Origin of the sequence: Collimonas arenae (assembly GCF_001584165.1) — a bacterium.
In the GTDB taxonomy this organism is placed as follows: Bacteria; Pseudomonadota; Gammaproteobacteria; order Burkholderiales; family Burkholderiaceae_D; genus Collimonas; species Collimonas arenae.
Genome location: NZ_CP013233.1, coordinates 3,334,500 through 3,359,705, shown reverse-complemented (window position 1 = coordinate 3,359,705; position 25,206 = coordinate 3,334,500). Strand labels below are relative to the sequence as shown.

General features: G+C 57.9%; 19 protein-coding genes and 1 pseudogene. 5 read left to right on the top strand and 15 right to left on the bottom strand.

From position 1 onward, the window contains the following. Nucleotides 1–17 precede the first annotated feature (17 nt). The 4 genes from CAter10_RS15395 to CAter10_RS15380 form a co-directional block, all read right to left on the bottom strand. Entirely contained in the window at nucleotides 18–3,236 is a 3,219-nt protein-coding gene (locus CAter10_RS15395; RefSeq protein WP_061534101.1) for an efflux RND transporter permease subunit, read from the bottom strand. A gap of 7 nt (nucleotides 3,237–3,243) precedes the next feature. Beyond that, complete coding sequence (locus tag CAter10_RS15390; RefSeq protein WP_061534100.1) at nucleotides 3,244–6,387, bottom strand: MdtB/MuxB family multidrug efflux RND transporter permease subunit; 3,144 nt, start codon at nucleotides 6,385–6,387, stop codon at nucleotides 3,244–3,246. A gap of 17 nt (nucleotides 6,388–6,404) precedes the next feature. Next, nucleotides 6,405–7,811, bottom strand: a complete 1,407-nt coding sequence (locus CAter10_RS15385) for an MdtA/MuxA family multidrug efflux RND transporter periplasmic adaptor subunit (RefSeq protein WP_061534099.1) — start codon at nucleotides 7,809–7,811, stop codon at nucleotides 6,405–6,407. A gap of 343 nt (nucleotides 7,812–8,154) precedes the next feature. Next, nucleotides 8,155–8,655: a Spy/CpxP family protein refolding chaperone gene (locus CAter10_RS15380; RefSeq protein ID WP_061534098.1), complete on the bottom strand. Its 501-nt coding sequence runs from the start codon at nucleotides 8,653–8,655 to the stop codon at nucleotides 8,155–8,157. Nucleotides 8,656–9,018: 363 nt separating this feature from the next. Here CAter10_RS15380 and CAter10_RS15375 point away from each other — a divergent pair, with 363 nt between their 5' ends. Together CAter10_RS15375 and CAter10_RS15370 are read left to right on the top strand one after the other, a co-directional pair. After that, nucleotides 9,019–9,741 (top strand): response regulator, encoded by a 723-nt coding sequence (locus CAter10_RS15375; protein ID WP_061534097.1) that lies wholly within the window; start codon nucleotides 9,019–9,021, stop codon nucleotides 9,739–9,741. Nucleotides 9,742–9,807: 66 nt separating this feature from the next. Then, nucleotides 9,808–11,157: an ATP-binding protein gene (locus tag CAter10_RS15370; RefSeq protein WP_128083096.1), complete on the top strand. Its 1,350-nt coding sequence runs from the start codon at nucleotides 9,808–9,810 to the stop codon at nucleotides 11,155–11,157. Between the two features lie 181 nt (nucleotides 11,158–11,338). Here the strand turns inward: CAter10_RS15370 and CAter10_RS15365 are convergent, their stop codons facing one another. Both CAter10_RS15365 and CAter10_RS15360 read right to left on the bottom strand, forming a co-directional pair. Then, complete coding sequence (locus tag CAter10_RS15365) at nucleotides 11,339–11,914, bottom strand: glycine zipper family protein (protein ID WP_061534095.1); 576 nt, start codon at nucleotides 11,912–11,914, stop codon at nucleotides 11,339–11,341. 17 nt (nucleotides 11,915–11,931) lie between these two features. After that, nucleotides 11,932–12,279: a hypothetical protein gene (locus CAter10_RS15360; RefSeq protein WP_061534094.1), complete on the bottom strand. Its 348-nt coding sequence runs from the start codon at nucleotides 12,277–12,279 to the stop codon at nucleotides 11,932–11,934. A gap of 244 nt (nucleotides 12,280–12,523) precedes the next feature. Between CAter10_RS15360 and CAter10_RS15355 the strand changes: the two genes are divergently transcribed. Next, nucleotides 12,524–13,747, top strand: coding sequence for a CaiB/BaiF CoA transferase family protein (locus CAter10_RS15355; RefSeq protein ID WP_061534093.1), 1,224 nt, complete (start codon nucleotides 12,524–12,526; stop codon nucleotides 13,745–13,747). 33 nt (nucleotides 13,748–13,780) lie between these two features. Here the strand turns inward: CAter10_RS15355 and CAter10_RS15350 are convergent, their stop codons facing one another. The 4 genes from CAter10_RS15350 to CAter10_RS15335 form a co-directional block, all read right to left on the bottom strand. After that, nucleotides 13,781–14,383 (bottom strand): undecaprenyl-diphosphatase, encoded by a 603-nt coding sequence (locus CAter10_RS15350; RefSeq protein WP_061534092.1) that lies wholly within the window; start codon nucleotides 14,381–14,383, stop codon nucleotides 13,781–13,783. Nucleotides 14,384–14,621: 238 nt separating this feature from the next. Continuing rightward, nucleotides 14,622–15,755: a porin gene (locus CAter10_RS15345; protein WP_061534091.1), complete on the bottom strand. Its 1,134-nt coding sequence runs from the start codon at nucleotides 15,753–15,755 to the stop codon at nucleotides 14,622–14,624. Between the two features lie 190 nt (nucleotides 15,756–15,945). Then, entirely contained in the window at nucleotides 15,946–17,376 is a 1,431-nt protein-coding gene (locus tag CAter10_RS15340; RefSeq protein WP_061534090.1) for a sensor histidine kinase, read from the bottom strand. Further along, nucleotides 17,366–18,040, bottom strand: coding sequence for a response regulator (locus tag CAter10_RS15335; RefSeq protein ID WP_061534089.1), 675 nt, complete (start codon nucleotides 18,038–18,040; stop codon nucleotides 17,366–17,368). Before CAter10_RS15335 ends, CAter10_RS15340 begins: the two co-directional genes overlap by 11 nt. 239 nt (nucleotides 18,041–18,279) lie before the next feature. Here CAter10_RS15335 and CAter10_RS15330 point away from each other — a divergent pair, with 239 nt between their 5' ends. Next, nucleotides 18,280–19,125 carry an amidohydrolase family protein gene (locus CAter10_RS15330; protein ID WP_061534088.1) on the top strand — a complete coding sequence of 282 codons (846 nt, stop codon included), beginning with the start codon at nucleotides 18,280–18,282 and terminating at the stop codon, nucleotides 19,123–19,125. 18 nt (nucleotides 19,126–19,143) lie between these two features. Here CAter10_RS15330 and CAter10_RS15325 read toward each other — a convergent pair. Next, nucleotides 19,144–19,970: pseudogene (locus CAter10_RS15325) on the bottom strand (ferritin-like domain-containing protein). 160 nt (nucleotides 19,971–20,130) lie between these two features. Between CAter10_RS15325 and CAter10_RS15320 the strand changes: the two are divergent. Further along, on the top strand, nucleotides 20,131–20,364 hold the full coding sequence (locus CAter10_RS15320) for a hypothetical protein (RefSeq protein WP_061534087.1): 234 nt from the start codon (nucleotides 20,131–20,133) through the stop codon (nucleotides 20,362–20,364). A 101-nt stretch (nucleotides 20,365–20,465) separates the two neighbouring features. On the opposite strand, the gene CAter10_RS15315 is transcribed toward CAter10_RS15320, so the two are convergent. The 4 genes from CAter10_RS15315 to ugpB all read right to left on the bottom strand — a co-directional run bounded on the left by CAter10_RS15315 (nucleotide 20,466) and on the right by ugpB (nucleotide 24,894). Then, on the bottom strand, nucleotides 20,466–21,545 hold the full coding sequence (locus CAter10_RS15315) for a sn-glycerol-3-phosphate import ATP-binding protein UgpC (protein WP_061534086.1): 1,080 nt from the start codon (nucleotides 21,543–21,545) through the stop codon (nucleotides 20,466–20,468). A 1-nt stretch (nucleotide 21,546) separates the two neighbouring features. Further along, nucleotides 21,547–22,398 carry a sn-glycerol-3-phosphate ABC transporter permease UgpE gene (gene ugpE, locus CAter10_RS15310; RefSeq protein WP_061534085.1) on the bottom strand — a complete coding sequence of 284 codons (852 nt, stop codon included), beginning with the start codon at nucleotides 22,396–22,398 and terminating at the stop codon, nucleotides 21,547–21,549. 123 nt (nucleotides 22,399–22,521) lie between these two features. Beyond that, nucleotides 22,522–23,406: a sn-glycerol-3-phosphate ABC transporter permease UgpA gene (ugpA, locus tag CAter10_RS15305; RefSeq protein WP_061534084.1), complete on the bottom strand. Its 885-nt coding sequence runs from the start codon at nucleotides 23,404–23,406 to the stop codon at nucleotides 22,522–22,524. A 174-nt stretch (nucleotides 23,407–23,580) separates the two neighbouring features. After that, nucleotides 23,581–24,894 (bottom strand): sn-glycerol-3-phosphate ABC transporter substrate-binding protein UgpB, encoded by a 1,314-nt coding sequence (ugpB, locus tag CAter10_RS15300; RefSeq protein WP_061534083.1) that lies wholly within the window; start codon nucleotides 24,892–24,894, stop codon nucleotides 23,581–23,583. Nucleotides 24,895–25,206 lie beyond the last annotated feature (312 nt).

Genomic DNA, 25,206 nt, shown 5'->3' with positions numbered 1-25,206 from the left:
CCTGATTTGTCGGGTTGCTACGCTTCGGCTACGTCCGGCGCTGCTCTACCGCCGCGGCGCTCCCATTTATCCTTGCTCCACAAGCGGAAGCGATCCATGTACAGATACACCACCGGGGTCGTGTACAGGGTCAGCAGCTGGCTCATGATCAAGCCGCCGACAATCGCGATACCCAGCGGCCGTCGCAGTTCAGCGCCGTCGCCAGCGCCCAGCGCCAGCGGCACTGCGCCCAGCATGGCGGCCATGGTGGTCATCATGATCGGCCGGAAGCGCAGCTTGCAAGCTTCGAAAATCGAATCGCGCGGCGACAACCCCTGCTCGCGTTCCACATGCAGGGCGAAGTCGATCATCATGATCGCGTTCTTCTTGACGATGCCGATCAGCAGGATCACCCCGATCAGTGCGATCAGGCTGAAATCGGTGCCGGTCGCCAGTAGCGCCAGCAGGGCGCCGACGCCAGCCGAAGGCAGGGTCGAGAGGATGGTGATCGGATGGACGTAGCTTTCATACAGGACGCCAAGCACAATGTAGACCGCCAGCAGCGCGGTCAGGATCAACATCGGTTGGCTGCTCAACGACGATTGGAATACGTTGGCGGTGCCCTGGAAGCTGCCGTGCACCGAAGTCGGCACGCCGATCCTGGCCATGGCGTCGTTGATCGCCAGCGTGGCGTCCGACAGCGATTCGCCGGCTGGCAGGTTGAAGGAGATGGTCGAGGCGATGAACTGGCTCTGGTGATTCACTGCCAGCGCGGTGTTGGTCGGCTGGAAACTGGAGAATGCCGCCAACGGCATCTGCTGTTCGGCCGCAGTCGACAAGGTCAGCGCCAGCGACGAATTGGACGCCAGCTTGCCACCCGCGGTCAAGGCTGGCGGCGTGCCCAGCGCCGAAGTGGTGGGCGACAGATTGGCGGTGCTGGCAGGGATGCTGACATAAGTATTGTGCAGGATTTGCGGACTTTGCAAGTATTGCGGTCCGGCTTCCATCACCACGTGATACTGGTTCATGCCGCTGTAAATGGTCGAGACCTGGCGCTGGCCGAACAGATCGTTCAGGGTGGCGTCGATCAGCTGCGGCGTGACGCCGCTGCGGATGGCGGTTTCGCGGTCTATGGTCAGGGTGGTCTGCAATCCTTTGTCCTGCTGGTCGGTATTGACATCGGCTAGCTGCGGCAAGGCGCTCAAGGCGTCCCGGATTTTCGGTTCCCAGGTGCGCAGCTCGTTGAGATCGTCCGACTGCAGGGTGTACTGGTACTGGGCATCGCTGGAACGGCCGCCAGTGCGGATATCCTGCACCGACTGCATGAAGAGGTTGGCGCCCGGCACATGGCTGAGCTTGCCGCGCAGGCGTGCGATCACCTGATCGGCGGTGAGCTTGCGCACGGTCAGCGGCTTGAGCGTAATGAACATGTTGCCGCGATTGCTCTGGCCGCCGCCGGTAAAGGCGATCACGCTTTGCACATCCGGATCGCTGCGGACAATGCTGACAAATTGATCAAGCTTGACCTTCATCGACTGGAACGAAATCGACTGGTCGCCCTGGATGCCGCCGATCACCAGGCCGGTATCCTGCTGCGGGAACAGGCCTTTGGGGATGACCGTGTACAGATAGACGTTGAGGAAAATGGTGGCCACCAAGATGATAATCATCAGCGGCGAGAAGCGCAGCGCCCACGCCAGCGAACGCTCGTAACCGCGCAGCATGGCATCGAAGGCGCGCTCGGTGGCGGTGAAGAAACGGCCCTGCTTGCGGTGCGGCTCGTGTTTCAGCAGGCGTGCGCACATCATCGGCGTGGTAGTCAGCGACACCAGCAGCGAGACCAGGATCGCCACCGACAGGGTGACCGCAAACTCGCGAAACAGCCGGCCGACAATGCCGCCCATCAGAAGAATAGGGATGAAGACGGCGATCAGGGAGATGCTCATCGACAGCACCGTGAAGCCCACTTCCTTGGCGCCCAGCATGGCTGCCGCAAACGGCTTCTTGCCCTGCTCAATATGACGCGAAACATTTTCCAGCACCACGATCGCATCATCGACCACGAAGCCGGTAGCGATCGTCAGCGCCATCAGCGACAGGTTATCAAGGCTGTAACCAAGCAGATACATGACGCCGAAAGTGCCAATCAGCGACACTGGCACCGCCACCGCCGGGATCAGCGTGGCGCGGCCGTTGCGCAGAAACAGGAACACCACCATGATCACCAGTCCGATCGACATCAGCAGGGTGCGTTCGGTCTCGCGCAGGGAAGCGCGGATGGTCGGCGTGCGGTCCATCACGACATCAAGATTGATGGCGGCCGGGATCGAGGCGCGCAACTGCGGCAGCAGGGCCCGTACTTCGTCGACGGTTTCGATGATGTTGGCGCCCGGCTGGCGGTTCAGGATCACCAGCACGGAAGGCTTGCCGTTGGCCGAGCCCGCGTTGCGCACATTGGCAACCGAATCGGTCACCTGTGCGACATCGCTGACCCGCACGGCCGCGCCATTGCGGTAGGCGACAATCAGCGGCATGTACTCGGCGGCGGTCTTGGCCTGGTCGTTGGCGTAGATCTGCCAGTTCTTGTCGCCGTCTTCCAGCACGCCCTTGGGACGGTTGGCATTGGTGGCGGCGATCGCGGTGCGCACGTCGGCGCTGCCGATGCCGTATTTATTGAGTGCGGTCGGATTCAGTTCCACTCGCACCGCAGGCTGCGAACTACCGCCGACGCTGACCTGGCCGACGCCTTTCACCTGCGACAGTTTTTGCGCCAGGATGGTGTCGGCAGCATCGTACATCTGGCCTTGCGTCATGCTGTCCGAGGTCAGTGCCAGGATGATGATCGGCGCATCGGCTGGATTAACCTTGCGATAGCTCGGATTGCTGGGCAAGCCGGTCGGCAGCAGGTTACGGGCGGCGTTGAGCGCAGCCTGGACGTCGCGCGCGGCGCCGTCGATGTCGCGGCTGAGATCGAACTGCATGGTAATGCGGGTCGAACTCAGCGTACTGGAGGAGGTCATTTCGGTGACGCCGGCAATCGAGCCGAGCGCCCGTTCCAGCGGCGTGGCCACGGTGGCCGCCATGGTTTCTGGACTGGCGCCGGGCAGGCCGGCCGAGACCGAGATGGTCGGCAAATCCACCTGTGGCAAGGGCGATACCGGCAACAGCCGGAACGCCACCATGCCGGCCAGCGCCACGCCGATGGTCAGCAGCGTGGTGGCGATCGGCCGTTCAATAAAGGGACGCGATATATTCATGCTGTGATCACGGCTTAACCGGCTCCGCTACCGCGTCGTCGTTATGGTCGTCGTCGCTGTCGGCATCCTTGCTGCCGAAGCGTTCGCGCATGCGGCGCGCCAGGTTGTCGAAGGCCAGGTAGATCACTGGCGTGGTGAACAGGGTCAGCACTTGCGATACCAGCAACCCGCCGACCATGGTGATCCCCAGTGGTTGCCGCAGTTCCGAGCCGACGCCGGTGCCCAGCATCAGCGGCAAGGCGCCCAGCAAGGCCGCCATGGTGGTCATCAGGATAGGCCGGAAACGCAGCAGGCAAGCCTGGTAGATCGCATCGCGCGGGCTCTTGCCCTCGTTGCGCTCGGCGTCCAGGGCAAAGTCGATCATCATGATGGCGTTTTTCTTGACGATACCGATCAGCAGGATAATCCCGATGATACCGATGATGCCAAGATCGCTGCCGGCGATCATCAGCGACAGCAGAGCGCCGACGCCGGCCGACGGCAGCGTCGACAGGATGGTGATCGGATGGATATAGCTTTCATACAGCACGCCGAGCACGATGTACATGGTGACGATGGCCGCCAGGATCAGCATCAGCGTGTTGCTGAGCGATGCCTGGAACGCCAGCGCCGCGCCTTGGAACTGGGTCTGGATACTGTCCGGCATGCCGATATCCAGCTCCGCCGCATGGATCGCCTTGACGGCGTCGCCAAGCGAGGCGCCTGCCGCCAGATTGAAGGAGATCGTGGTGGCGGGGAACTGGCCGATATGGTTGACCACCAGCGGCGAGGTGCGCTCTTCGATGGTGGCGATGCTGGACAAAGGCACCTGGTTGCCGTTGCCGGCCACCAGATAGATGCTGTTCAGCGCTGTCGGACCCTTCTGGAATTCCGGCTTGACTTCCATCACCACCCGGTACTGGTTGGACTGGGTGTAGATGGTCGAGATCAGGCGCTGGCCGAAGGCGTTATACAAGGCGTTGTCGATCGCCGCGGTAGTGATGCCGAGACGCGAGGCAGCGTCGCGGTCGATCGCGATATAGGCTTGCAAGCCGAGATCCTGCTGGTTGCTGGCGATATCGGCCAACTGCGGGATCTGGCGCAGGCGCTCGATCAGCTTGGGCACCCAGATGCTGAGCTCGGCGGGATTGGCGTCCTCGACGCTGAACTGATACTGGGTGCGGCTGACGCTGTCTTCGATGGTCAAGTCCTGTACCGGCTGCATGTACAGCGTGATGCCGCCGACCTGGCGGTCCAGCTCCGGCTGCAGGCGGCGGATGATGTCGCTGGCGCTCATGTTGCGCTGTTCGCGCGGCTTCAGGTTGATCAGCATGCGGCCGCTGTTGAGGGTGGCGTTGGTGCCATCGATGCCGATGAAGGAAGACAGACTTTCCACTGCGGGATCCTTCAGCACCACGGCGGCCAGCGCCTGTTGCCGTTCCGCCATGGCGGCAAAGGAGACTGACTGGCTGGCTTCCGAAATGCCCTGGATGACGCCGGTGTCCTGCACCGGGAAAAAGCCTTTCGGGATGAAGATATACAGTACTACGGTCAGTACCAGCGTGCCGATGGCGACGATCAGGGTGGAGAACTGATGGCGCAATACCCATTGCAGGGCGACGCCGTAGCGGGCGATGATGTTGTCGAAAAACGCACCGCTCTTGCGGTAGAACCAGCTTTGCTTTTCTTCCGGGATGTGATGCAGCAGCTTGGCGCACATCATCGGCGTCAGGGTCAGCGAAATTACGGCCGAAATCAGGATCGCCACTGCCAGCGTGATGGCGAATTCGCGGAACAGGCGTCCCACCACGTCGCCCATGAACAGCAGCGGAATCAACACGGCGATCAGCGAGAAAGTCAGGGAAATGATGGTGAAGCCGATCTGCTCGGCGCCTTTCAGGGCTGCCTGCAAAGGCTTCATGCCTTCTTCGATATAGCGCGAGATATTCTCGATCATGACGATCGCATCGTCGACCACGAAGCCGGTAGCGATGGTGAGCGCCATCAGGGTCAGGTTGTTGACCGAAAAACCGGTCAGGTACATGACGCCGAAGGTGCCTATCAGCGACAGCGGCACTGCCACGCTGGGAATGATGGTGGCAGGGACGCTGCGCAGGAACAGGAAAATCACCATCACCACCAGCGCGATCGACAGCAGCAGTTCGAACTGCACGTCCGACACCGAGGCGCGGATGGTAGTGGTGCGGTCGGTCAGGATCTGGACATCGATGGCGCCGGGCAAGGTGTCTTGTAGCTGCGGCAGGATCTTCTTGATGTTGTCGACCACGCCGATGACGTTGGCGCCGGGCTGGCGCTGGATATTCAGGATGATTGCCGGTGACTGGTTGGCCCAGGCTGCCAGCCGGACGTTTTCGGCATCGTCGACAACGTCGGCGATATCGGAGACGCGGATCGGCGCACCGCTCTTATAGGCGATGATCAGGTTGCGGTATTCGTCGGCCGAGCGTAGCTGGTCGTTGGCGTCGATGGTCGAGGCGCGCGCGGGGCCGTCGAAACTGCCCTTGGCCTGGTTGACGTTGGCGTTGCCGATGGCGGTGCGGATATCGTCAAGATTCAGCCCCAGCGCGGCGACGGCGCGCGGATTGATCTGCAGCCGCACGGCAGGGCGCTGGCCGCCCGACAGGCTGACCAGGCCGACGCCCGGCACCTGCGAAATTTTTTGCGCCAGGCGGGTGTCGATCAGATCCTGCACCTTCGGCAACGGCAGCGTCTTGGAAGTGATCGCCAGCGACAGGATAGGGGTGTCGGCCGGATTGACCTTGTTATAGATCGGCGGTGTCGGCAGGTCGGACGGCAGCAGGTTGCTGCCGGCGTTGATCGCCGCTTGCACTTCCTGCTCGGCGATATCCAGGCTCAGGTCCAGGCTGAATTGCAGCGTAATGACCGAGGCGCCGCCGGAACTGGTCGACGACATCTGGTTGAGCCCCGGCATCTGGCCAAACTGGCGTTCCAGCGGCGCGGTGACCGAGGAGGTCATGACATCCGGGCTAGCTCCCGGGTAGAGCGTGACTACCTGGATAGTCGGGTAATCGACTTCCGGCAGCGCCGAGAGCGGCAATTGTTTGTACGCGACGATACCGGCCAGAAAAATGGCCAACATCAGCAGTGAGGTGGCAACCGGCCGAAGAATAAACTGACGTGAGGGATTCATGCGTTCTTCAAAACCGGTTATTGACCGTTGCGATTGGCGGCGCTGGCTGGCGCGCTGCTGGCGGCTGCATCGGCGCTGGCATCTTGCCGATGGCGGTGGCCACCTTTATGGGCGCCTGCCGCAGCGCCGCCTGCGGCAGTAGCTGCAGCTACGGAGCCGTCACGTGCGATAGGCTCTACTTTGGCGCCTTCCTTGAGCTTGTCGATACCGTCGATGACGACTGTTTCGCCGACGGCGATGCCGTTGTTGATCGCTGTCGATTCACCTTCGACCGGACCGGCTGTCACTTGACGGATGGTGACGGTATGGTCGGGTTTGACCACGTACACGAAATTGCCGCTGGAGCCGCGCTGGATCGCAGCATTGGGGATGACGGTGGCGTTGCGGAGTGTATCGAGCAGCAGGCGCGCATTCACGAACTGATTCGGGAACAAGGCATAGTTGGCATTCGGCGTTTCCGCTTTCAGCTTGACCGTGCCGGTGGTGCTGTCAACTTGGTTGTCGATGGTCAGCAGGCTGCCGCTGTCCAGTTTGTTGCGCTGATCGCGGTCCCAGACATCGGTTGGCAGCTTCTTGCCCGCCTGGATCTGCTTCATCACGCTTGGAATATTGTCTTCCGGGATGCTGAAAACGGTCGTAATCGGCTGCAGCTGGGTAATGACGACGATGCCGTTCGTATCGCTGGTCTGCACCAGATTGCCGAGGTCTACCTGGCGCAGGCCAAGGCGGCCGCTGATCGGTGCGGTGATCCGGGAATAAGTCAGTTGCAGGCGAGCGTTGTCGAGTGTGCCTTCATCGGATCGGACGGTGCCTTCGTATTGCTTGACCAGCGCCGCCTGGGTATCCACCTGCTGGCTGGCGATGGAATCTTGCGCCAACAGCGTGCGATAGCGCTGCAAATCGATTTGCGCTGCCTTCAGCAGGGCGGTGTCCTTGATCAACTGGCCCTCTGCTTCCTTCACCAACACCTGATAGGGCCGTGGATCCAGTTCTGCCAGCAAATCGCCAGCCTTGACGATCTGCCCTTCCTTGAAATGCAGTTTCATCAATGTGCCACTAACCTGGCTTTTGACGATCGCGGTGGCTTCAGGAGTAACGCTGCCGAGGCCCGACAGATAGATGTTGATGTCGCCGGTTTTTGCGGCCGCCACACCGACCGGCAGTGGCCCACCGGCGCCGGCAAATGCGCCGCGCTTGCCGCCTTTGCCGCCGCCTCCGGCCGCTTGCCCCGATTTGGCCGCCGTCGCGTCGGCGGATTGGTGGCTACGTCCCCAGATCAGGTAAGCGGCCAGCGCCAGTACAACAACCACTATCAGCCACATCCAGCCGCGAATGAATCCGCCCTGATGTTGATTTTGCAGTGTGGCGGTCCGGCTTTGCAGCGGGGGATGTTGATCGGCTTTTGGAGTGGGTGTAGTAGTCATCGCAGGCAGGAGGTCAGTCAGAATGGGGTCAGATGCAATGCGTAATTCTGCTGAAAACCGGCGCTCAGCAGACGGAATTTAAAGACACGAGTTTAGCGAGTAAATTTTACCGCCGTGTGTATTTATTGGAAATTGTTTCAATTTAATGAAAGAGTGCTAACGCAGCAGTGTAGTCGCTGACGTGGCGGACGGCAATGCGGGCTGGATCGACTTGTGTGGTAAACGGCGAGGTCACAGAAGCGCCTTTGTTTGTGCCGGAACCGGCACAACGCGATATGCTGCTTCTGTGACCTTCAATCTGGCTGGCGCTTAGCCTGCCCAAGGGGAATCCTCCTTGTTTCAATTATGGACGGCCTTCCGGTCCGCCTTGATGAAAGCCACGATGACCGAAGCGATGTTTCATCATTTTGTTGAAGTGCTCGTCAAAGGTCTTTTGCTGTGTCGGTGTCAGAACTGCATAGAATTCCTTGACGGCCGCGGTGTGCTCGGCCAGGCGGGCTTCAGCGCGTTTCAGGAATTCCATCTGGTGATCCAGGCGCTCTGGAGCGGTCTGCTTGGCCCATTCTTCCTTGTTCGGACGTGGTGGCGCACCTTCTGGACGGACCGGCTTGATCTTGCCCAGGAACGTCTGCCATGCCGCTTCCTGGTCTGGTGTGATCTTCAGATCGTCATGCAATTTTGCCTGGCGTTTTGCCATATTGGCGGCGAATTTGGCTTGCTGTTCCGGTGTCGGCGCATGGCGGCCGACAGGACCGTCAGCCTGTTGTGCGTAGGCAGTCACGCCCATGGCAGCAAAACTCAGTGCTGTAACGCCGATCAATATTTGTTTGCGAAGCGTGAACATAATGAAATCCTTCCATGAATTTGAGTGCAATCCGCACAATTCCTATTCAACCGCAGAGGTGTGTCGGCGATTTTTCATGGTGCCCCGGCTTTGTATCCATGTGTATGGCGAGGAGTTTGCTTTGTATCGCAAAGTGTCCATTCGCGTGGCAGATATGCCAATATACAAATTACTATCGTTTTTCTGGCGCTGAATTGTCATAATCCAGGAAATCTCAACGGGGAGCGATGTTGTTACCTGACGGGGCTGGAATTGTTAACATGGGATAGTTCGTCATTCATCTCATGTATATCGATGTTTTTCGTTTGGCCGTACTATTGGAGCATGTTCGGCTTAACTGCAGTTACTAGGATAATTACGCATATGGAAACTGCTGCTCACATACTGGTGGTCGACGATGATCACGAAATCCGCACCTTGTTGGCGGAATACCTGGACGCCAACGGCTTTCGCACCTTGATCGCGACCAATGGCAACGACATGCGCAAAGTGCTGTCGGAAGCGCGGGTTGATTTGATCGTTCTGGATCTGACATTGCCCGGCGAAGATGGCCTGACGCTGTGCCGCAACCTGCGTGCCGATTCGAATATCCCGGTGATCATGCTGACGGCGCGCGGCGAACCGTTGGACCGCATTCTCGGCCTCGAAATGGGCGCCGACGATTACCTGTCCAAGCCGTTCGAGCCGCGCGAATTGTTTGCGCGGATTCGCAGCGTACTGCGCCGCACCCAGGCGCTGCCGCCGAACATGGCGTCGCCAGAGGCGCAGCAAATCCAGTTTGGACGCTGGACACTGGACCTCATCGCGCGCCATCTGGTCAACAACGAAGGACTGGTGGTGGCTTTGTCGGGGGCAGAATACCGCATTCTCAAGGTATTTCTGGATCATCCTAATCGCGTGCTCAATCGCGACCAGTTGCTCGAATTGACGCAGGGCCGCGAATCCGATCCATTCGACCGCTCGGTCGATATCCAGATCAGCCGCCTGCGCCAGAAGCTAGGCGACGATGCGCGCACGCCGGTGATCATCAAGACCGTGCGCAATGAGGGCTATGTGCTGGCGACCACGGTGACAGTCGAGTCATGATGCGCCGACTGTATCAATCCATTCTGTTGTCGGCTGCGCGGCGGAAGTAGAAAAGGAATGCCGTCCGTGAGAAATTTTCTTGGCTCGGTTGCGAACCGGGTGTTCCTGATTTTGCTGGCGGGGATCCTGGTCGCCGCCGGCACTACCAGCTGGCTGGCCGATAATGAGAAGCGCAAGGCATTCAAGGAGTTGTATGAATTCCGGATTGCCGAGCGGGTTGAGCAAATCGTCTACTCAATCGATAACGTTGGCCCTGAAATGCGCGCGCTTGTATTGCGCACGGGCGAAAATTTCGGCCTTGAAGCGAGTCTGGTCAAGGACACCGAACATGCAGTCGACGACAATCCAACACTGACTACACTGTTGAAAACCCGGCTCGGCGGGGACCGCCGCGTGACCGTAGCGAAGCAGACCGACTGTAAATTGCGTGATCGCCGTGGGCCCGAATTCCGTCGCATCGACGAATGCCAGGTGGTCTACGTGAGTCTCAAGGATGGCGCTTTGCTCAAGGTCAAGTTGCGGATGATGCGCGACCCGGGCAGCCCTCCTGGACGGCCTCCAGGCATGCCTTTCCTGTCTCCGTATTTCGCCTTGTTCCTGCTGCTGATCGGCATTCTGGCATTCATTGTGGCCAAAATGACGGCGCGGCCGATCCAGCATCTTGCCAATGCGGCCGGCAGCCTGGGGAGCGATATCGACCGGCCGCCACTGGATGAAACCGGGCCCACCGAGGTGCGACAGGCTGCCGCCGCCTTCAACGCCATGCAAGCGCGCATCAAGCGCCAGATACAGCATCGCACCCACATGCTGGCGGCGATTACTCACGATTTGCAAACGCCGTTGACCCGTCTGCGCCTGCGTCTGGAAAAAGTCAGCGACGGCGAGTTGCGCCATAAATTACTGGAGGACCTGGCGGTCATGCAAAGCATGGTGCGCGAGGGGTTGGATCTGGCGCGCAGCATGGATTCCGCGGAAGTGATGCAAATGCTGGACATCGATTCGCTGCTCGACAGTGTTTGCGCCGATGCGGTCGATGCGAGGCAGGATGTGACGCTGGAAGGCAGCACCCGCGCCTCGATCATGGCGCAGCCAAATACGTTGCGGCGCTGTCTGACCAATCTGGTCGACAATGCGATCAAATACGGACGTTACGCCCGTCTGAAGGTGGCGCGCGACGGCAGCGATATCGTCATTACGATTCGCGATGGCGGGATGGGAATTCCGGCAGATCAGCTGGAAGTGGTATTCGATCCGTTCTTCAGACTTGAGACATCCCGCTCGCGCGACACCGGCGGCACAGGTCTGGGACTGACCATCGCCCGCAACATCGCAGAGAATCACCGAGCTGTGCTCGAACTGCACAATCATCCCGAGGGCGGCCTGGAAGTAACGTTGCGCTTGCCTGCAAGGGGATAGGCAAGAAAGTTGGGACGGGAGGAATTCCACGCAGGGAATCCCGGCCAAAAGATACCTGGCCGGGTTTTTCGAGAACTGCCTGTGATGTGAGTTCTGTTCGGGGGTGATCTGTGTCCCGTCCTGACGTAAAAAAGCCTGAATCACTTTCGTGTATTCAGGCTTTTTGTTTGATTTTCCGTGATCAGTAAGGTGCGTAATCCGGTGGTGGACCGTAATTGCCGCGTGGTTGCGGCGGGTAGTAATCAGGCGGCGTCGAATATTGTGGCGCCGGCGCATACTGCGGTGGGGCATACTGGCGGCGATTGTTGGCGTAGCCGCCGGAGACCGGAACCTGATTGCCCTTGGCGTACATGCATTGCGTGTACACGTTGTTGTACTGGCGCTGCATGCCATAGCTGCTGCGCGATGCCGAGTCGCCGGCGACCGAGCTGCCGGCCAGCAAACCAACGCCGCCACCGATAGCGGCACCCGCACCGGCGCGTCCGGTTGCTGCGCCGATCAAGGCGCCGGCTGCGGCACCAATCACCGTCCCGGCTGCGGCAGTGCCTACGGCATTATCGGCAGCGGCCTGCGGCGCGTATGGCCCTATACGGTCTTGGGCGGCACGTTGGCAGTCTGCCTCATCATTGCGGAACTGTTCATAGCTTTTACCGGCGCCAGGCAGCGCCATGACATTTGGTCCTGTCGGCGCGGTAACGCAGCCGGACAGCAGCACGGCCATTGAAGCCGCGATTACCTTGGTTGTTCCGTTAATCATCACACACCGCCTTATGCTTATCTAGGTTGGGAATCGTTCGGTGCTACCCTCATCCAGCCCTTCGGGCAGCGTGGAATTTGTGGGTAGTAGCCAGCCGGACTAGGGCAGTAGTATGCATAGTCAGGTGCTTTTTCAATATAGGTCTGCGGTTCGGGAGCTACGTAGACTGGCGGCGCGTAATACACCGGCGGCGGCGCATAATACACTGGCGGAGGGCCCCAATACAGCGGTCCGCCGATGGTGATGCCGACGCGCGGACCATAAAAACCGCCATGCCCATAATAGCCGTAGCCATAGGCAAAGCTAGCGGAACTGGTTGCCATCAACCCTGCAGCGGCCAATACCAATAGAGCAAGTTTCTTCATGATATGTCCTACACATTTATCAGTGATTTAATCATAATCCCCACCATAATATCCGCCAAAAGGAGTTACTTCTGGTTGCAAATGTTGGCAATTCTGTAGAATTGTTCACATTGCCTCGCGGCGGGGCGAGAGTGCTCGGAAGCGAGCCGACGAGGTTGCAGCCGATTGTTGCTGTTGCGCCACGGCAGCTATCTGCGCGCGGCTGGCACCTGTCTTTCTATCCACATTTTAAACCATCAGGAAAATGAACAACGTCCCCGTCAATCAGCAATCCTCTCTCCAAGGTGTCAAGGTAATCGAACTCGGCACCCTGATTGCCGGACCTTACGCCGCCAGCCTGCTGGGCCAGTTCGGCGCTGAAGTGATCAAGATCGAATCGCCGGGAGACGGCGATCCTTTGCGTAAGTGGCGCAAGCTGCATAACGGCACCTCGCTATGGTGGTACTCGCAGAGTCGCAACAAGAAGTCGGTGACACTGAACCTGAAGTCGGCGCAAGGCCAGCAAATCGTACGCGACCTGGTCAAGGATGCCGATATCGTGATCGAGAATTTTCGTCCAGGCACACTCGAAGGTTGGGGGCTGGGCTGGGATGAGTTATCGAAAATCAATCCGAACCTGATCATGGTCCGGGTCTCGGGTTATGGACAGGATGGCCCGTATCATGCGCGTCCCGGTTTTGCAGCGATCGCTGAATCGATGGGCGGCCTGCGCAACCTGGCCGGCTATCCAGACCGGCCGCCGGTGCGCGTCGGCGTCAGCATCGGCGATACGCTGGCGTCGCTGTATGGCGTGATCGGTGCGCTGCTGGCGATGCATCATCTCAAGGCAAATGGCGGCAAAGGACAGTTCATCGACATCGCCTTGTATGAAGCGGTGTTCGGGGTGATGGAAAGCCTGATTCCCGAATACGCCGAGTTTGGTTTCGTGCGCGAGCGCACAGGCGCCAGTTTTCCCGGCATTTCGCCGTCCAGTACATACCCTTGCCGCAGTGATGCGAACGGCGAGCACTACGTGATCATCGCCGGTAACGGCGACAGCATCTTCAAGCGTCTGATGCATGCCATTGGCCGCAGTGACCTGGCTGAAGATCCGAGCCTGGCGCGCAACGATGGCCGGGCGCAGAACAATGACATGATCGACGCTGCAATTGCCGAGTGGACGTCGCAACACGATCTGGAGCACGTGCTGCAGGTGCTGGAGCAAGCCGAGGTACCGAGTAGCAAAGTCTATACTGCCGCCGATATCCACCAGGACCCGCATTTCCGCGCGCGCGACATGATCCAGCAGCATGTGTTGCCGGATGGGCAGCCTATCGACTTGCCAGGCATCGTGCCGAAACTTTCGGTGACGCCGGGACAGACCAATTGGGTCGGGCCGGAACTGGGACAGCATACGGATGTAGTGCTGGCATCCATCGGCCGCAATCCTGAGCAGATCGCGCTGCTGCGGGAGCAGGGCGTAGTTTGATCGTCGTTACCGTCCTACGCAATGGAGTGGGCGCTATTTCGTCATCCAGCCGCGCCGGATCAATGGTGCAAATACAAAGCCATGGATGCGCGACACGCATCGAAACAAGGGGCCGATTAGCCACGATGCACAGCGATGGCTCAACCGTGCGCTGATGATGGCGACCAGCGCCGCACCGACCATGTCGAGTGGAAAATGGACACCGAGATAAATGCGCGCCCATGCCATCGGCAGTCCAAGCAGGCTCAGCACCAGGCCGATCTTGCGCAAGCGTTGATGCAACAGGAAACTGAAGGCGACCGACCATTGTAAAGTCAGGTGATCGCTGGGGAATGACGAATCGGGAGAGTGCGCCAGCAAATTGCTACCGAGGCCGATTACAAACGGCCTTGGATGATTCCACAGCATGCCGATGACCAGGCTGATCGATAAACCGACGACGCCTGCAACCACCGCTTCCAGCATCAGCTTGCGGGTCTGTTCGCCGCCGCGCAGCCAGCTCAGCAGCAACGAAATCGGAATCAGGAAGATCAGCAGTTCGGCGCAGACGAGGGCTGCGTCGAGCAGGATCGGATTGGGGGTGGCGTTTTTATTTGCGTTGATCAGCAGGAACAGGGTTTGATTGAGTTCTTCCATCGATTTCCGATATTTGAATGACAGTGAGTTTGCTGCGTGGATAGCTGTAAGGCGGGGCGCAGATGAGCGGGGTTGAGACCGTCGTATTACAGAATAGTTGCGGAGACTTAGCTGTTACTGAGGCCGCATAAGCCGATCATTTCTGGTCGGAAATGAAAAAGCTGGCATGGACCGGGGTCAATGCCAGCTTCGCTTGCTGCCTTCCTCTCAATGATCTGAGAGGAAGAACCGTGAGGGATTAGAAGCGGGTACGCATGCCTAGCGCAAATTCAGTCTGGTTCTTGAAACCGTTGGCGGAACCGACGCGATAGCCGTCGCTAAGTTTCATATAGTCGGCGGCGACATACAGTTCAGTACGTTTCGACAGATGGTAGAAGGTCGAACCGTACAGAGTTTTCTTGTTGCCGCTACCGGTCGCGGTCGAGGCGCTGGCGTCAGCGTAGGCGCTCAGTGTGCTGGTGCCGGCTGCGTTGTAAGCAGCGTTGTCAGCCTTCATCACCTGGTAACCGATTTCATAATCGAACGAACCTTGTGGCGTGAACTTGGCCGATACGGTGTACGCATTGTCCTTACGCTGGCCGAGAGCACCTTGCTCTGCCGTGTAATGGAAGTAGCCGGCGTTCAAACGCACCAGATCGAAAATGTAGCTGCCACCCAGCGAGTAGGACTTGTGCTTTTCGGTGCTGTTGGAGATGCCGTTGCCGACATCTGCTTCGTTGACGAAACCGGAAACCACAAAATTCGATCCGTTGTAGCCGATGGCCGCCGATTTAGTGGTGTTGCGGGAGAATGCGCCGGCAGTTTCGCCGAACTGGTAACCGAGGCCGGCCACTATGCCGTTGCTGAACACTTTCTTCCAGACCAGGCCATTGTCATAGCGAGTGCCGGTAGCGCTGCCCGAGTAGAAAATCAGTTGCTTGAAATTGTTGTTGTTGGTGTAGCCGCCTTCTTCCAATCCGAGCTTGGAGCCGTACGCATCGCCGTAGACCTGCGAAAAATCGCGCGCCAGCGTGTTTTGGCGGCCCAATGTGATCTGGCCGAAAGTGTTGTCTTGCAAGCCAACCCATGCGTCGCGGTTAAACAGTACGCCCGGTGTATCCATTTCGCCGGTGCCTACTACGAATTCGGCTTCCAGTTTGAAAATGGCTTTGAGGCCGCTGCCCAAATCTTCCGCGCCGCGGAAGCCGATGCGGTTGCCGCTGAACCAGGCGACCGGGATGCTGGTCAGGCGATCGCCGTTGCTGTCGGCGTGATTGACGGTGCTGATGGTGGCATCGATCAAGCCATAAATAGTGACATTGGATTGCGCGTATGCCGCATTTACAGATCCCATGGTCCCAAGGACAGCCAGCGCTAAAAGCGACTTTTTCATTTTTGTCTCCAGATATTTTTAGTTGGATTTACTGATCACGCAGATCAGTGGATCAACTATAAAATTCGCAAGCTTACTAACTGCTTTCAGAAGGCCAAATGACGGTTCGCCGGGTGTGGGGTTTGCGCGACATCGGCGAAAAATAAATACCGATTTTGAAAGCTGGTCGTAAGCTTGGCCGGAGGAGGTTTCACGGGTTTTGCTGTGAATATTGCGCCGGATCCATGGTGCGATTCGTGTTTTCGGCGATGGGAAAACTGACGGTAACAATCAGTCCATGACCTTGCTGCGGATCGGACAATGCAATCTCGGCGTTGCTGGCTAGCGCAATCTCACGCACGATCGCCAGCCCCAGTCCACTGCCATCCGAACGCTCTTCGTTCAGGCGATAGAAGCGTTCAAATACATGTTGTCGTTCTGTTGCAGGGATGCCAGGACCGTTGTCCTCGACCCGCAGCAGAACCCGCTGCTCTCCGCTTGTCACCGCGACGGTCACGCGGCCGCCGGCAGGGGTATAGCGTAATGCATTGTCGATCAGGTTAGCCACCAGTTCTTCCAGCATGGACGGGGTGGCGTGCACCATGACCGAGGTGCAATCGAATTCAAATCCGAGGTCGATATGTTTGGTCTGCGCCAGCGTAGCCAGTTCCTCCAATACGACCTGGACAATTTCAATCAGATTGACGTCGGTTTGCCGCAGCGGGCGGCCGATGCCGGTTTCGGCGTTAGATAGCGTCAGCAACTGATTGACAAGCCGTATCCCGTGCTGCACACCCTTGTTGATCGCGCGCAGCGCCGCGTCCTTGCCTTCGACATCGCTGCTGCGAAGACCGTAGCTGACCTGGGTGTTGAGCAACGCCAGTGGCGTACGCAACTGGTGCGATGCATTTGCGATGAAACGGCCATGTGCCGACATATGGTCGTCCAGCCGTTGCACATAGTCGTTGATGGCATGCACCAATGGCGCCAGTTCGGCCGGTACCGGCGCCGTATCGAGTGCTTCCAGCGTCCCGGGCTTGCGGCGCTGGACCCGATCCCGCAGACGCATCATCGGCGCCAGTCCGTGTCGCAAGCCCAGCAGCAACAGGGCGCCTACCAGCACCAGTATTGCCAACTGCTGCTGCATGGTATGTTCCCACATGCGGTCGGATAGCGTCTTGTACGAATGCTGCGTCTGCGCCACTTCTATCAGTACAGGTCCTTGTTCAGGAGCACCGAAAACAGGCTGCGAAAATGCAACGATGCGGACCGGATCGCCGCGGAACGTGGCGTTGAAATATTGGGATTCCTCGTTACGCCGCATGCGTGGTGAAACAGGTAAATCGGGTTGTCCTGCCAGCAGCGTCCCGTTCGCCGCCACGACGCGGTAATAGACTCGGTCGTGTGAATCAGACTGGAACAGTTCCAGCGCCGCTGGTGGGATCACGACCTGCACCGCCTCATCCTCGTAGCGTATCTGTTCGGCGATGATGCGCGCCGATCCTAGCAGCATTCGATCATGGACCACGGTCGCCATGTCGACCGCATTGCTGTAGGTAACCCAGGTATTGAAAGCAACGAACAATATCAACGGCACCAGCAGCCACGCCAGCAGCTGTATACGCAGGCTGTTAATCGGCATGATGCTGCTTAAGCAGGTAACCGAGTCCGCGCAGGGTAATGATGGCGGCGTCGCCGTGTTCCAGTTTTTTGCGGATTCGATGGATGTACACTTCGATGGCGTCCTGCGACACGTCTTCCGCCATCGCATACAAGCTATCCGCCAAGGCCTGCTTGCTGACCGTTTTGCCGCTTTTCATGATCAGGGTTTCCAGCACGGCGTGCTCGCGCCGGGTCAGTGTGAGCGCGACCTCGTTGATGGAGAAAATCCGGCTGTTGCTGTCGTAACTCAATGAGCCGCATTGCAGAATAGGGTTTTTTTGCTGATTGGCGCGCCGTAGCAGGGCGCGAATGCGCGCTTCCAGTTCATTGACGTCGAACGGCTTTGCCATATAGTCGTCGGCACCGTTGTTGAGGCCAACTATGCGCCCTTCGACTGAGTTGTTGGCGGTAAGGATCAGCACTGGCACATTGTTGTGACGGGCACGCAGTCGCTTGAGCACTTCGCTACCTTCCAGTTTGGGCAGTGACAAGTCGAGAATGACCAGTTCGTATTGCTGGGTCAGCAGCAAATGATCAGCATCGGCGCCGTTATAAACGCAATCAACCGTATATTTACTCCGATGCAGGGTAAGCGCCAGCCATTCGGACAGCGGCCTGTTGTCTTCTACCAGCAAAATTCGCATATCTGTTTCCGTCTCTGGGTGGCTGCTTGGGCAGCACTTGGTGATGAGGCGGATTATGAGAGGCATGCAGAGACTTGGCTACCGTTAAATCACCATATGCATGATTTTTCGGTTGCTTTGCCAAAAAACTGCATGCTAGTATTGGTCCAGCCAATGGGCCTTTTAGCGTTGTTGCGTCTAGGAAAAATATGCAACCGGCTGACGTCAACAGCCTGCCATACCAACCGTAGAGTAAATACATGGTTCCCGAATCCTCCGTTCCGTTGCGTATCGATGCACATCAGCATTTCTGGCTGCTGGCCAATCGAAGCGGGCAATGGCCGCCCGCGGAACTGGCGGCTATTCATCGCGATTTCCTGCCGCAGCAATTGGCTCCTTTGTTGAAGCAGCACGGCATTGACGGCACGGTACTTGTGCAGTCCTTGCCCAGCGTGACGGATACGTTGTTCCTGCTGGCATTGGCTGAACGCGCGCCGTTCATCCAGGCGGTGGTCGGCTGGGCCGACTTGAAATCGAGGAATGCCGTTGAGCAGATTGCGTTGCTGGCCTCACATCGGAAATTGCGTGGATTGCGACCGATGCTGCAGGATCTGGCCGATGACTGGATCGCCGATCCCCTGCTGGAGCCGGCGATTGCCGCCATGCAGCGCCATCGGCTCAGCCTGGATGCGTTGATTTTGCCGCGTCATTTGCCGGCACTGCTGGCGTTTGCGCAATCCCACCCGAACCTGCCGATCGTGATCGATCACGCTGCCAAGCCGCCGATTGCGAGCGCAGAAATGACGCCATGGCGTGAACACATCTCCCGGTTTGCAGCGCTGCCGCAGGTGTATTGCAAATTGTCCGGGTTGGTCACTGAGGCGTCCTCCGTTTGGCAAGAGGGCGACCTGCAACCATACGCAGATCACATTCTGGACGTGTTTGGCGCATCGCGCGTCATTTGGGGCAGCGACTGGCCGGTAGTCAATCTGGCCGCCGATTATGGACGTTGGCTTGCCACCACGGAGAGCTTACTGTCGAAGCTGGATCCGCTGCAGCGGCAACAGGTCATGGGCTTGAACGCGCAGCGTTTCTATCGCCTGTAGTAGCGCACGCACGGGCTGTCAGCGCAGAATCACCTTGTTCATGATTTGCGTGGCGGGATACGCAACCATCGATTGCAATACACGCGGCAGATCAAGCGGACGCATGATCATCTTGATGGTCATGTCCGCCGTCACATGGCTGCGGATGGTGCCGTTCATCTTGCTGCTGATCTGTTGCAGTCGGATTGGGTCGTCGGCATGCTGCGGCTCTCTCATCTTGAGGACGTGACGCAGCGCGCAAGCAGCGTCTTCATTGCGCAACTCCAGTGTGCGGCGGCGCAAGGCGCCGAAAATGCTGTGGCGACGCAGATGCTCCTGTTGCCGGAAACTGCGGAAATAACGGAAGAAATGCTTGTAGTGATTCACTTCATCCCGGGCGATGAGGGCTGCCAGGTCTTGCAAGACAGGTTCGTCGGTGCTGCGCGACAGTGCGCCATAGAAAGTTGCCGTACCGGCTTCAACTACGCAGCGCGCCACCATTTCCAGTCCTTTGCTGGGCTCAAGCAGTTCGACTTTGCAGTAGCCTGAATATTCGTCGAGGAAACTGCGATAAGCGGTCGGCCAGTCAAATTCCGGCCAGATGTGTTTGACGTAGGCACGCAATGCCTGTCCATGCTGCAACTCCTCGACTTCCCATTGCTCACGTAGCCAAGCCGAGATTTCAGGCTCGTCGCCGTAATAATCCACCAGGTTTTGCGTATACAGATCGGATCCGCTTTCGACAAACGAAGCGCAGGTGACCAGGTAAAACAGGTTTTCATCGGGTCTGACGCGTGCGACATCGATTTCGAAAAATCAAGATCAGCGATTTTCCAATGCGCATTCTCTTCGCGATCTTTGGGCATAATCAATCTCTCCATGTGGTTATGACTGACTCGGGGCCTGTTAGCAGGCCCTAGGTACGACGCCGGACGTAACAATTAGTTCAAGTTACACGATTTTGCGGCTGTGTGCATTTTTTAGCCGCGTGCTAGGATTGAACTCTTACTTGCAAGAGAGGTGAACATGAGTGACCAGACCAGCGGCAGCGTCGAATACCGTGGATATGTGATCGTGCCCCAGCCGGTGCAGGGCCATGACGATTTGTGGCATGACGGTTATCAGATATTGAAAGCCGGGGCCAGCGTATCGAGCCGCACCAATACCGAAAGCGTGCATACCACACGCGGTACGGCAATTGACAGCAGCGTCGAGTTTGCCAAGATCGAAGTGGATAATCTGGCCGCTCTGACCGAATGAAATGTCCTGGTGGCGTCGCCACCGATGATTAAGCGACGCCGTTGCACGCGATAGCAACGGGTGTGTTGACCGGCGTCGATGCAAGACGCCGGCAAGCAGAATCAGGAAAATTCGATACGTTGCGTGGTTTGCGAATTAAACCAATGCAGAGAGTTCGTTTCAAAGCCTGCAGTGATTTGCTGCCCGGTCTCCACTGCCGTGGCGGCCGGTACCCGCATCACCAATGTTTGATCTCCTATCGACGCGTGCACCAGCAGATCGGCGCCTAACGCTTCCACCAGTTCCGCTCGCATCGACAGCCCAGGCTGGCCGAACAGCAGGTGCTCCGGCCGTAATCCCAGGATACAGTCATGACCGGCAATCGCATTGTGTGTAAACGGCAGCGGGATCGGTGCGGCATTGTCCACCACGAAGCTGTTGCCGTCCGTCGCTACCCGTCCGTTCAGCAGGTTCATCGGCGGCGAGCCGATAAAGCTGGCGACGAACGTCGTAGCCGGTTTGGCATAGACCTCGGCCGGTGTTCCAATCTGTTCTGCGCGGCCGCCATTCATGACGATCATGCGCTGGCCCAGGGTCATGGCTTCGACCTGGTCGTGCGTCACGTAGAGGCTGGTGGTGCCTAGCGTGCGGTGCAGTTTCTGGATTTCCAGGCGCATTTGGACGCGTAGCTTTGCGTCCAGGTTGGACAGCGGCTCGTCGAACAGGAATACTGCCGGTTCGCGTACGATCGCGCGTCCCATCGCCACCCGCTGGCGCTGACCGCCCGACAGCTGGCGCGGCGTGCGTTGCAGCAGGGCACCGAGCTCCAGGATCTTGGCCGCCTTTTGCACGCGTACTTCAATATCGTCCTTGCTCAAGCCGCGGATTTTCAAACCATAGGCCATGTTTTCATAGACGCTCATGTGCGGATACAGCGCGTAATTCTGGAACACCATCGCGATGTCGCGATCTTTCGGTTCCAGCTTGTTGACTACGCGGTCGCCGATCACGATATCGCCCGAGGTGATCTCTTCCAGCCCGGCCACCATGCGCAGCAAGGTCGATTTGCCGCAGCCGGAAGGGCCGACCATGACAATGAATTCGCCATCTGCAATATCGATCGAAATGCCATGGATGACATCGACCGTCTTCGGCGCCTTGCCGTAGGTTTTCTTGACGTTTTCTAGGTGTACTTTTGCCATATCACTTCTCGGAATCAACCAATCCTTTAACAAACCATTTTTGCATCACTACCACCACCAGGCCCGGCGGCAGCATCGCCAGCACCAGGGTCGCCATCACCATATTCCATTCGACTGCCGAATCGCCGCCGGCGATCAGGGTTTTGATACCGATACCGATCGGGTACATGTCCTGGTTCGTCGCAATCATCAACGGCCACAGATACTGGTTCCAGCCATAGATGAACATGATCACGAACAGCGCAATAACATTGGTGCGTGACAGCGGCCAGATCACGTCCTTGAAGAAACGCAGGGGACCGGCGCCGTCAATGCGGGCTGCTTCCGCCAGTTCATCCGGCACCGTCAGGAAGAATTGCCGGAACAGGAAAGTCGCTGTGGCCGAGGCGATCAACGGGATCGTCAGGCCGGCGTAGCTGTTGAGCATGTGGAAATCGGATACCACCTGGTAGGTCGGTGTGATACGCACCTCGACCGGCAGCATCAGTGTCATGAAAATCATCCAGAAGAACAGCGACCGTCCGGGGAAGCGGAAATACACCATAGCAAACGCCGACAGCATCGAAATCGAGATCTTGCCGATTGCGATGGCTAACGCGGACACCAGGCTTACCCACAGCATGCGCGCCACCGGCGGCGCCGAAACGTTGCCGGAGGCGCCCTGGGTCAGCAGCGCACCATAGTTTTGAATGAAATGGCTGCCAGGCATCAGGGACAGTGGTGCTTGCGCGGCCTCTTGCGCGGTCTGAGTGCTGGCGACAAATGCGACATACAGCGGAAAGGCGATGATGACGACGCCGAGCAGCAGTACCAGGTGGCTGATCATGTCGAGTATGGGGCGGCGCTCAATCATCGTGTTCTTTCAATATATAACAAACAATTCCGTCATCCCCGCGAACGCGGGGATCCAAATTGCTCCGTATCATGGATTCCCGCGTTCGCGGGAATGACACGGCGGGATCAGTCATGATTTCATTCATGCGTACTGCACTTTCTTTTCAACATACTTGAATTGCACCACGGTGAGCACGATGACGATGGTCATCAGCACCACCGATTGTGCGGCCGCGCCGCCCAGGTCGCCGCCCTTGAAGCCGTCGAGGAATACCTTGTAGACCAGGATCTCGGTATCTTTGCCGGGACCGCCCTGAGTGGTGGCTTCGATGATCGCAAAGGTATCGAAGAAGGCGTAGACAATATTAACTACCAGCAGGAAGAAAGTGGTGGGTGACAACAATGGAAATACGATAGTCCTGAAACGCTTGACCGGTCCGGCGCCGTCGATCGCGGCGGCTTCGATCAGTGATTTGGGGATAGCCTGCAAGCCGGCAAGGAAGAACAGGAAGTTATAACTGACCTGTTTCCAGACCGCAGCGATCACGATCAGGATCATCGCGTGACGTCCGTTCAATACGTGATTCCATTCGATGCCGAAGTGATGCAGCCAGTTGGAAACGATGCCCAGGGTCGGGCTCAGCATGAACGTCCAGAGGACCCCGACCACCACAGGCGACACCGCATACGGCCAGATCAGGAAGGTTTTGTAAATAGAAGCGCCTTTGATGACGCGGTCGGCAAAGGCGGCCAGCATCAGCGAGAGCGACAATCCGAGCACCGCGACCAGCAGCGAGAATATCGCGGTGGTCTTGAACGAGGCGAGATAGTTACTGTCGGCGAATAGCGCGCGGAAATTGTCGAACCAGACAAACTCCGAATAACCGCCGAAGGCGTCCTGCAGAAGCATGGACTGGTACATCGCCTGCACTGCCGGCCAGACGAAAAACAAAAGGGTGACAATGATCTGCGGCGCCACCAGCGCGTAGGGCAACCAGGCAGATTTGAAGCGAGCGCGTTTTTCCAAGATGGGACTTTCTGACTGGATCGTCCGCGTCAATGCGGGGGAATCAATTAGAGCTTATGTGGCGCAGTCAAAAGTGTTCTTTTGCGTGCGCCATTTTGCTGCGACATTCAACAACAAGAATTCTCAGATAGGATGGGCTGCTATGCCCATCCTATCTGACAGGACTGAGTAATATTATTTGTTCGTCTTTTCAAACCGCTCCAGCAACAGGTTGCCACGTTCTACCGCGGTATCAAGCGCCTGCTTTGCGGTGATCTTGCCGGTCCAGACGTTTTCCAGTTCTTCGTCGATGATGGTACGGATTTGCGGCATGTTGCCGAGGCGGATGCCGCGCGACTTGTCGGTGGTCTTGGTGATCATCTGCTTGACCGGGACATCGGTGCCAGGATTGCGATCATAGAATCCCGATTTCTTGGTGATCTCGTAAGCCGCGATGGTAGTCGGCAGGTAACCGGTTTCCTGATGCCACTTGGCTTGCACCTCAGGCTTCGACAGGAATTTGAAGAACTTGGCAACGCCCTTGTACTCGTCGTTCTTCTTGCCGCCCATGACCCACAGCGAAGCGCCGCCGATCATCGTATTTTGCGGTGCGCCTGGCACATCGCTGTAATACGGCAGGGTAGCGATGCCAAACTTGAACTTGGAATTTTTGGCGATATCCGCATAGCTGGACGACGAACCGGTCAGGATGCCGCACTCGCCTGCATAGAATTTCGATGTTGCCTCATCCTTGCGGCCGGCATAGGTGAAGTAGCCTTGCTTGGCCCAGTTAGCCAGGTTCTCTATGTGCTTGACGTGCAATGGGCTATTGAATTTCAGGCGTGTGTCGAGGCCGTCGAAGCCATTGTTCCTGGAGGCGAATTCGACGTTATGCCAGGTCGAGAACGATTCCAGTTCGACCCATGATTGCCAGGTGGTGGTGTACGCGCATTTGGCGCCGCTGGCCTTCAGCTTGGCAGCGTCGACGGCGAGTTCCTGCCAGGTCACCGGCGGCTTGTTTGGATCCAGGCCAGCTTTGGAGAACATGTCCTTGTTGTAGAACATGACCGTGGTTGAGCTGTTGAATGGCAGCGACAGCAGGCCGCCCCCTTTTGGTGCGGCGTAGTAACCGCCGATGGCAGGGACGTAGGAAGATGGGTCGAACGGCTCACCGGCCAGTTTCATGACTTCAGACACCGGCTTGATGGCGCCTTTGGAATACATCATGGTGGCAGTGCCGACTTCAAATACTTGCAGGATGTCCGGCGCATTGCCGGCGCGATAAGCGGCGACAGCGGCGGCCATGGCTTCATCGTAGGCGCCTTTGTAAACCGGGGTCACCTTGTATTCAGACTGGCTCTTGTTGAATTCGTCGGCGAGGCCATTGACGCGGTCGCCGAGGGCGCCGGCCATCGAGTGCCACCAGGATATTTCGGTGACGGCATGGGCCGAAACGGACATGGTCGCAAGCGCGCAGGCGATGGCTAGTGCTTTGAATTTCGATTTCATCAGGGCCTCCGTAAAATTTTTGAATATAGCGAATCGATGTGACGACCGCGTGACAGTTGCGGCACGAGGAAGCTTCTGTAAAGCCGGATTCTATAGGCGAGTTTATGGCTGGCGCAATGTTTGTTTTACGTACTTGTCATGCATGCGATATTAAGAGTGGCGACGACGGGTCGTCGGAAGTGGCTCTTGGCACAGGGTGAGGTAGAACCAAGTGTAATTAAAATTACTGTTATGCTGAATGGGAATTCTAGGCTCCAATGTTGACAAACAAAGATTCCTTCCCTACCATCGATCGGACGATTTTGTAGCATT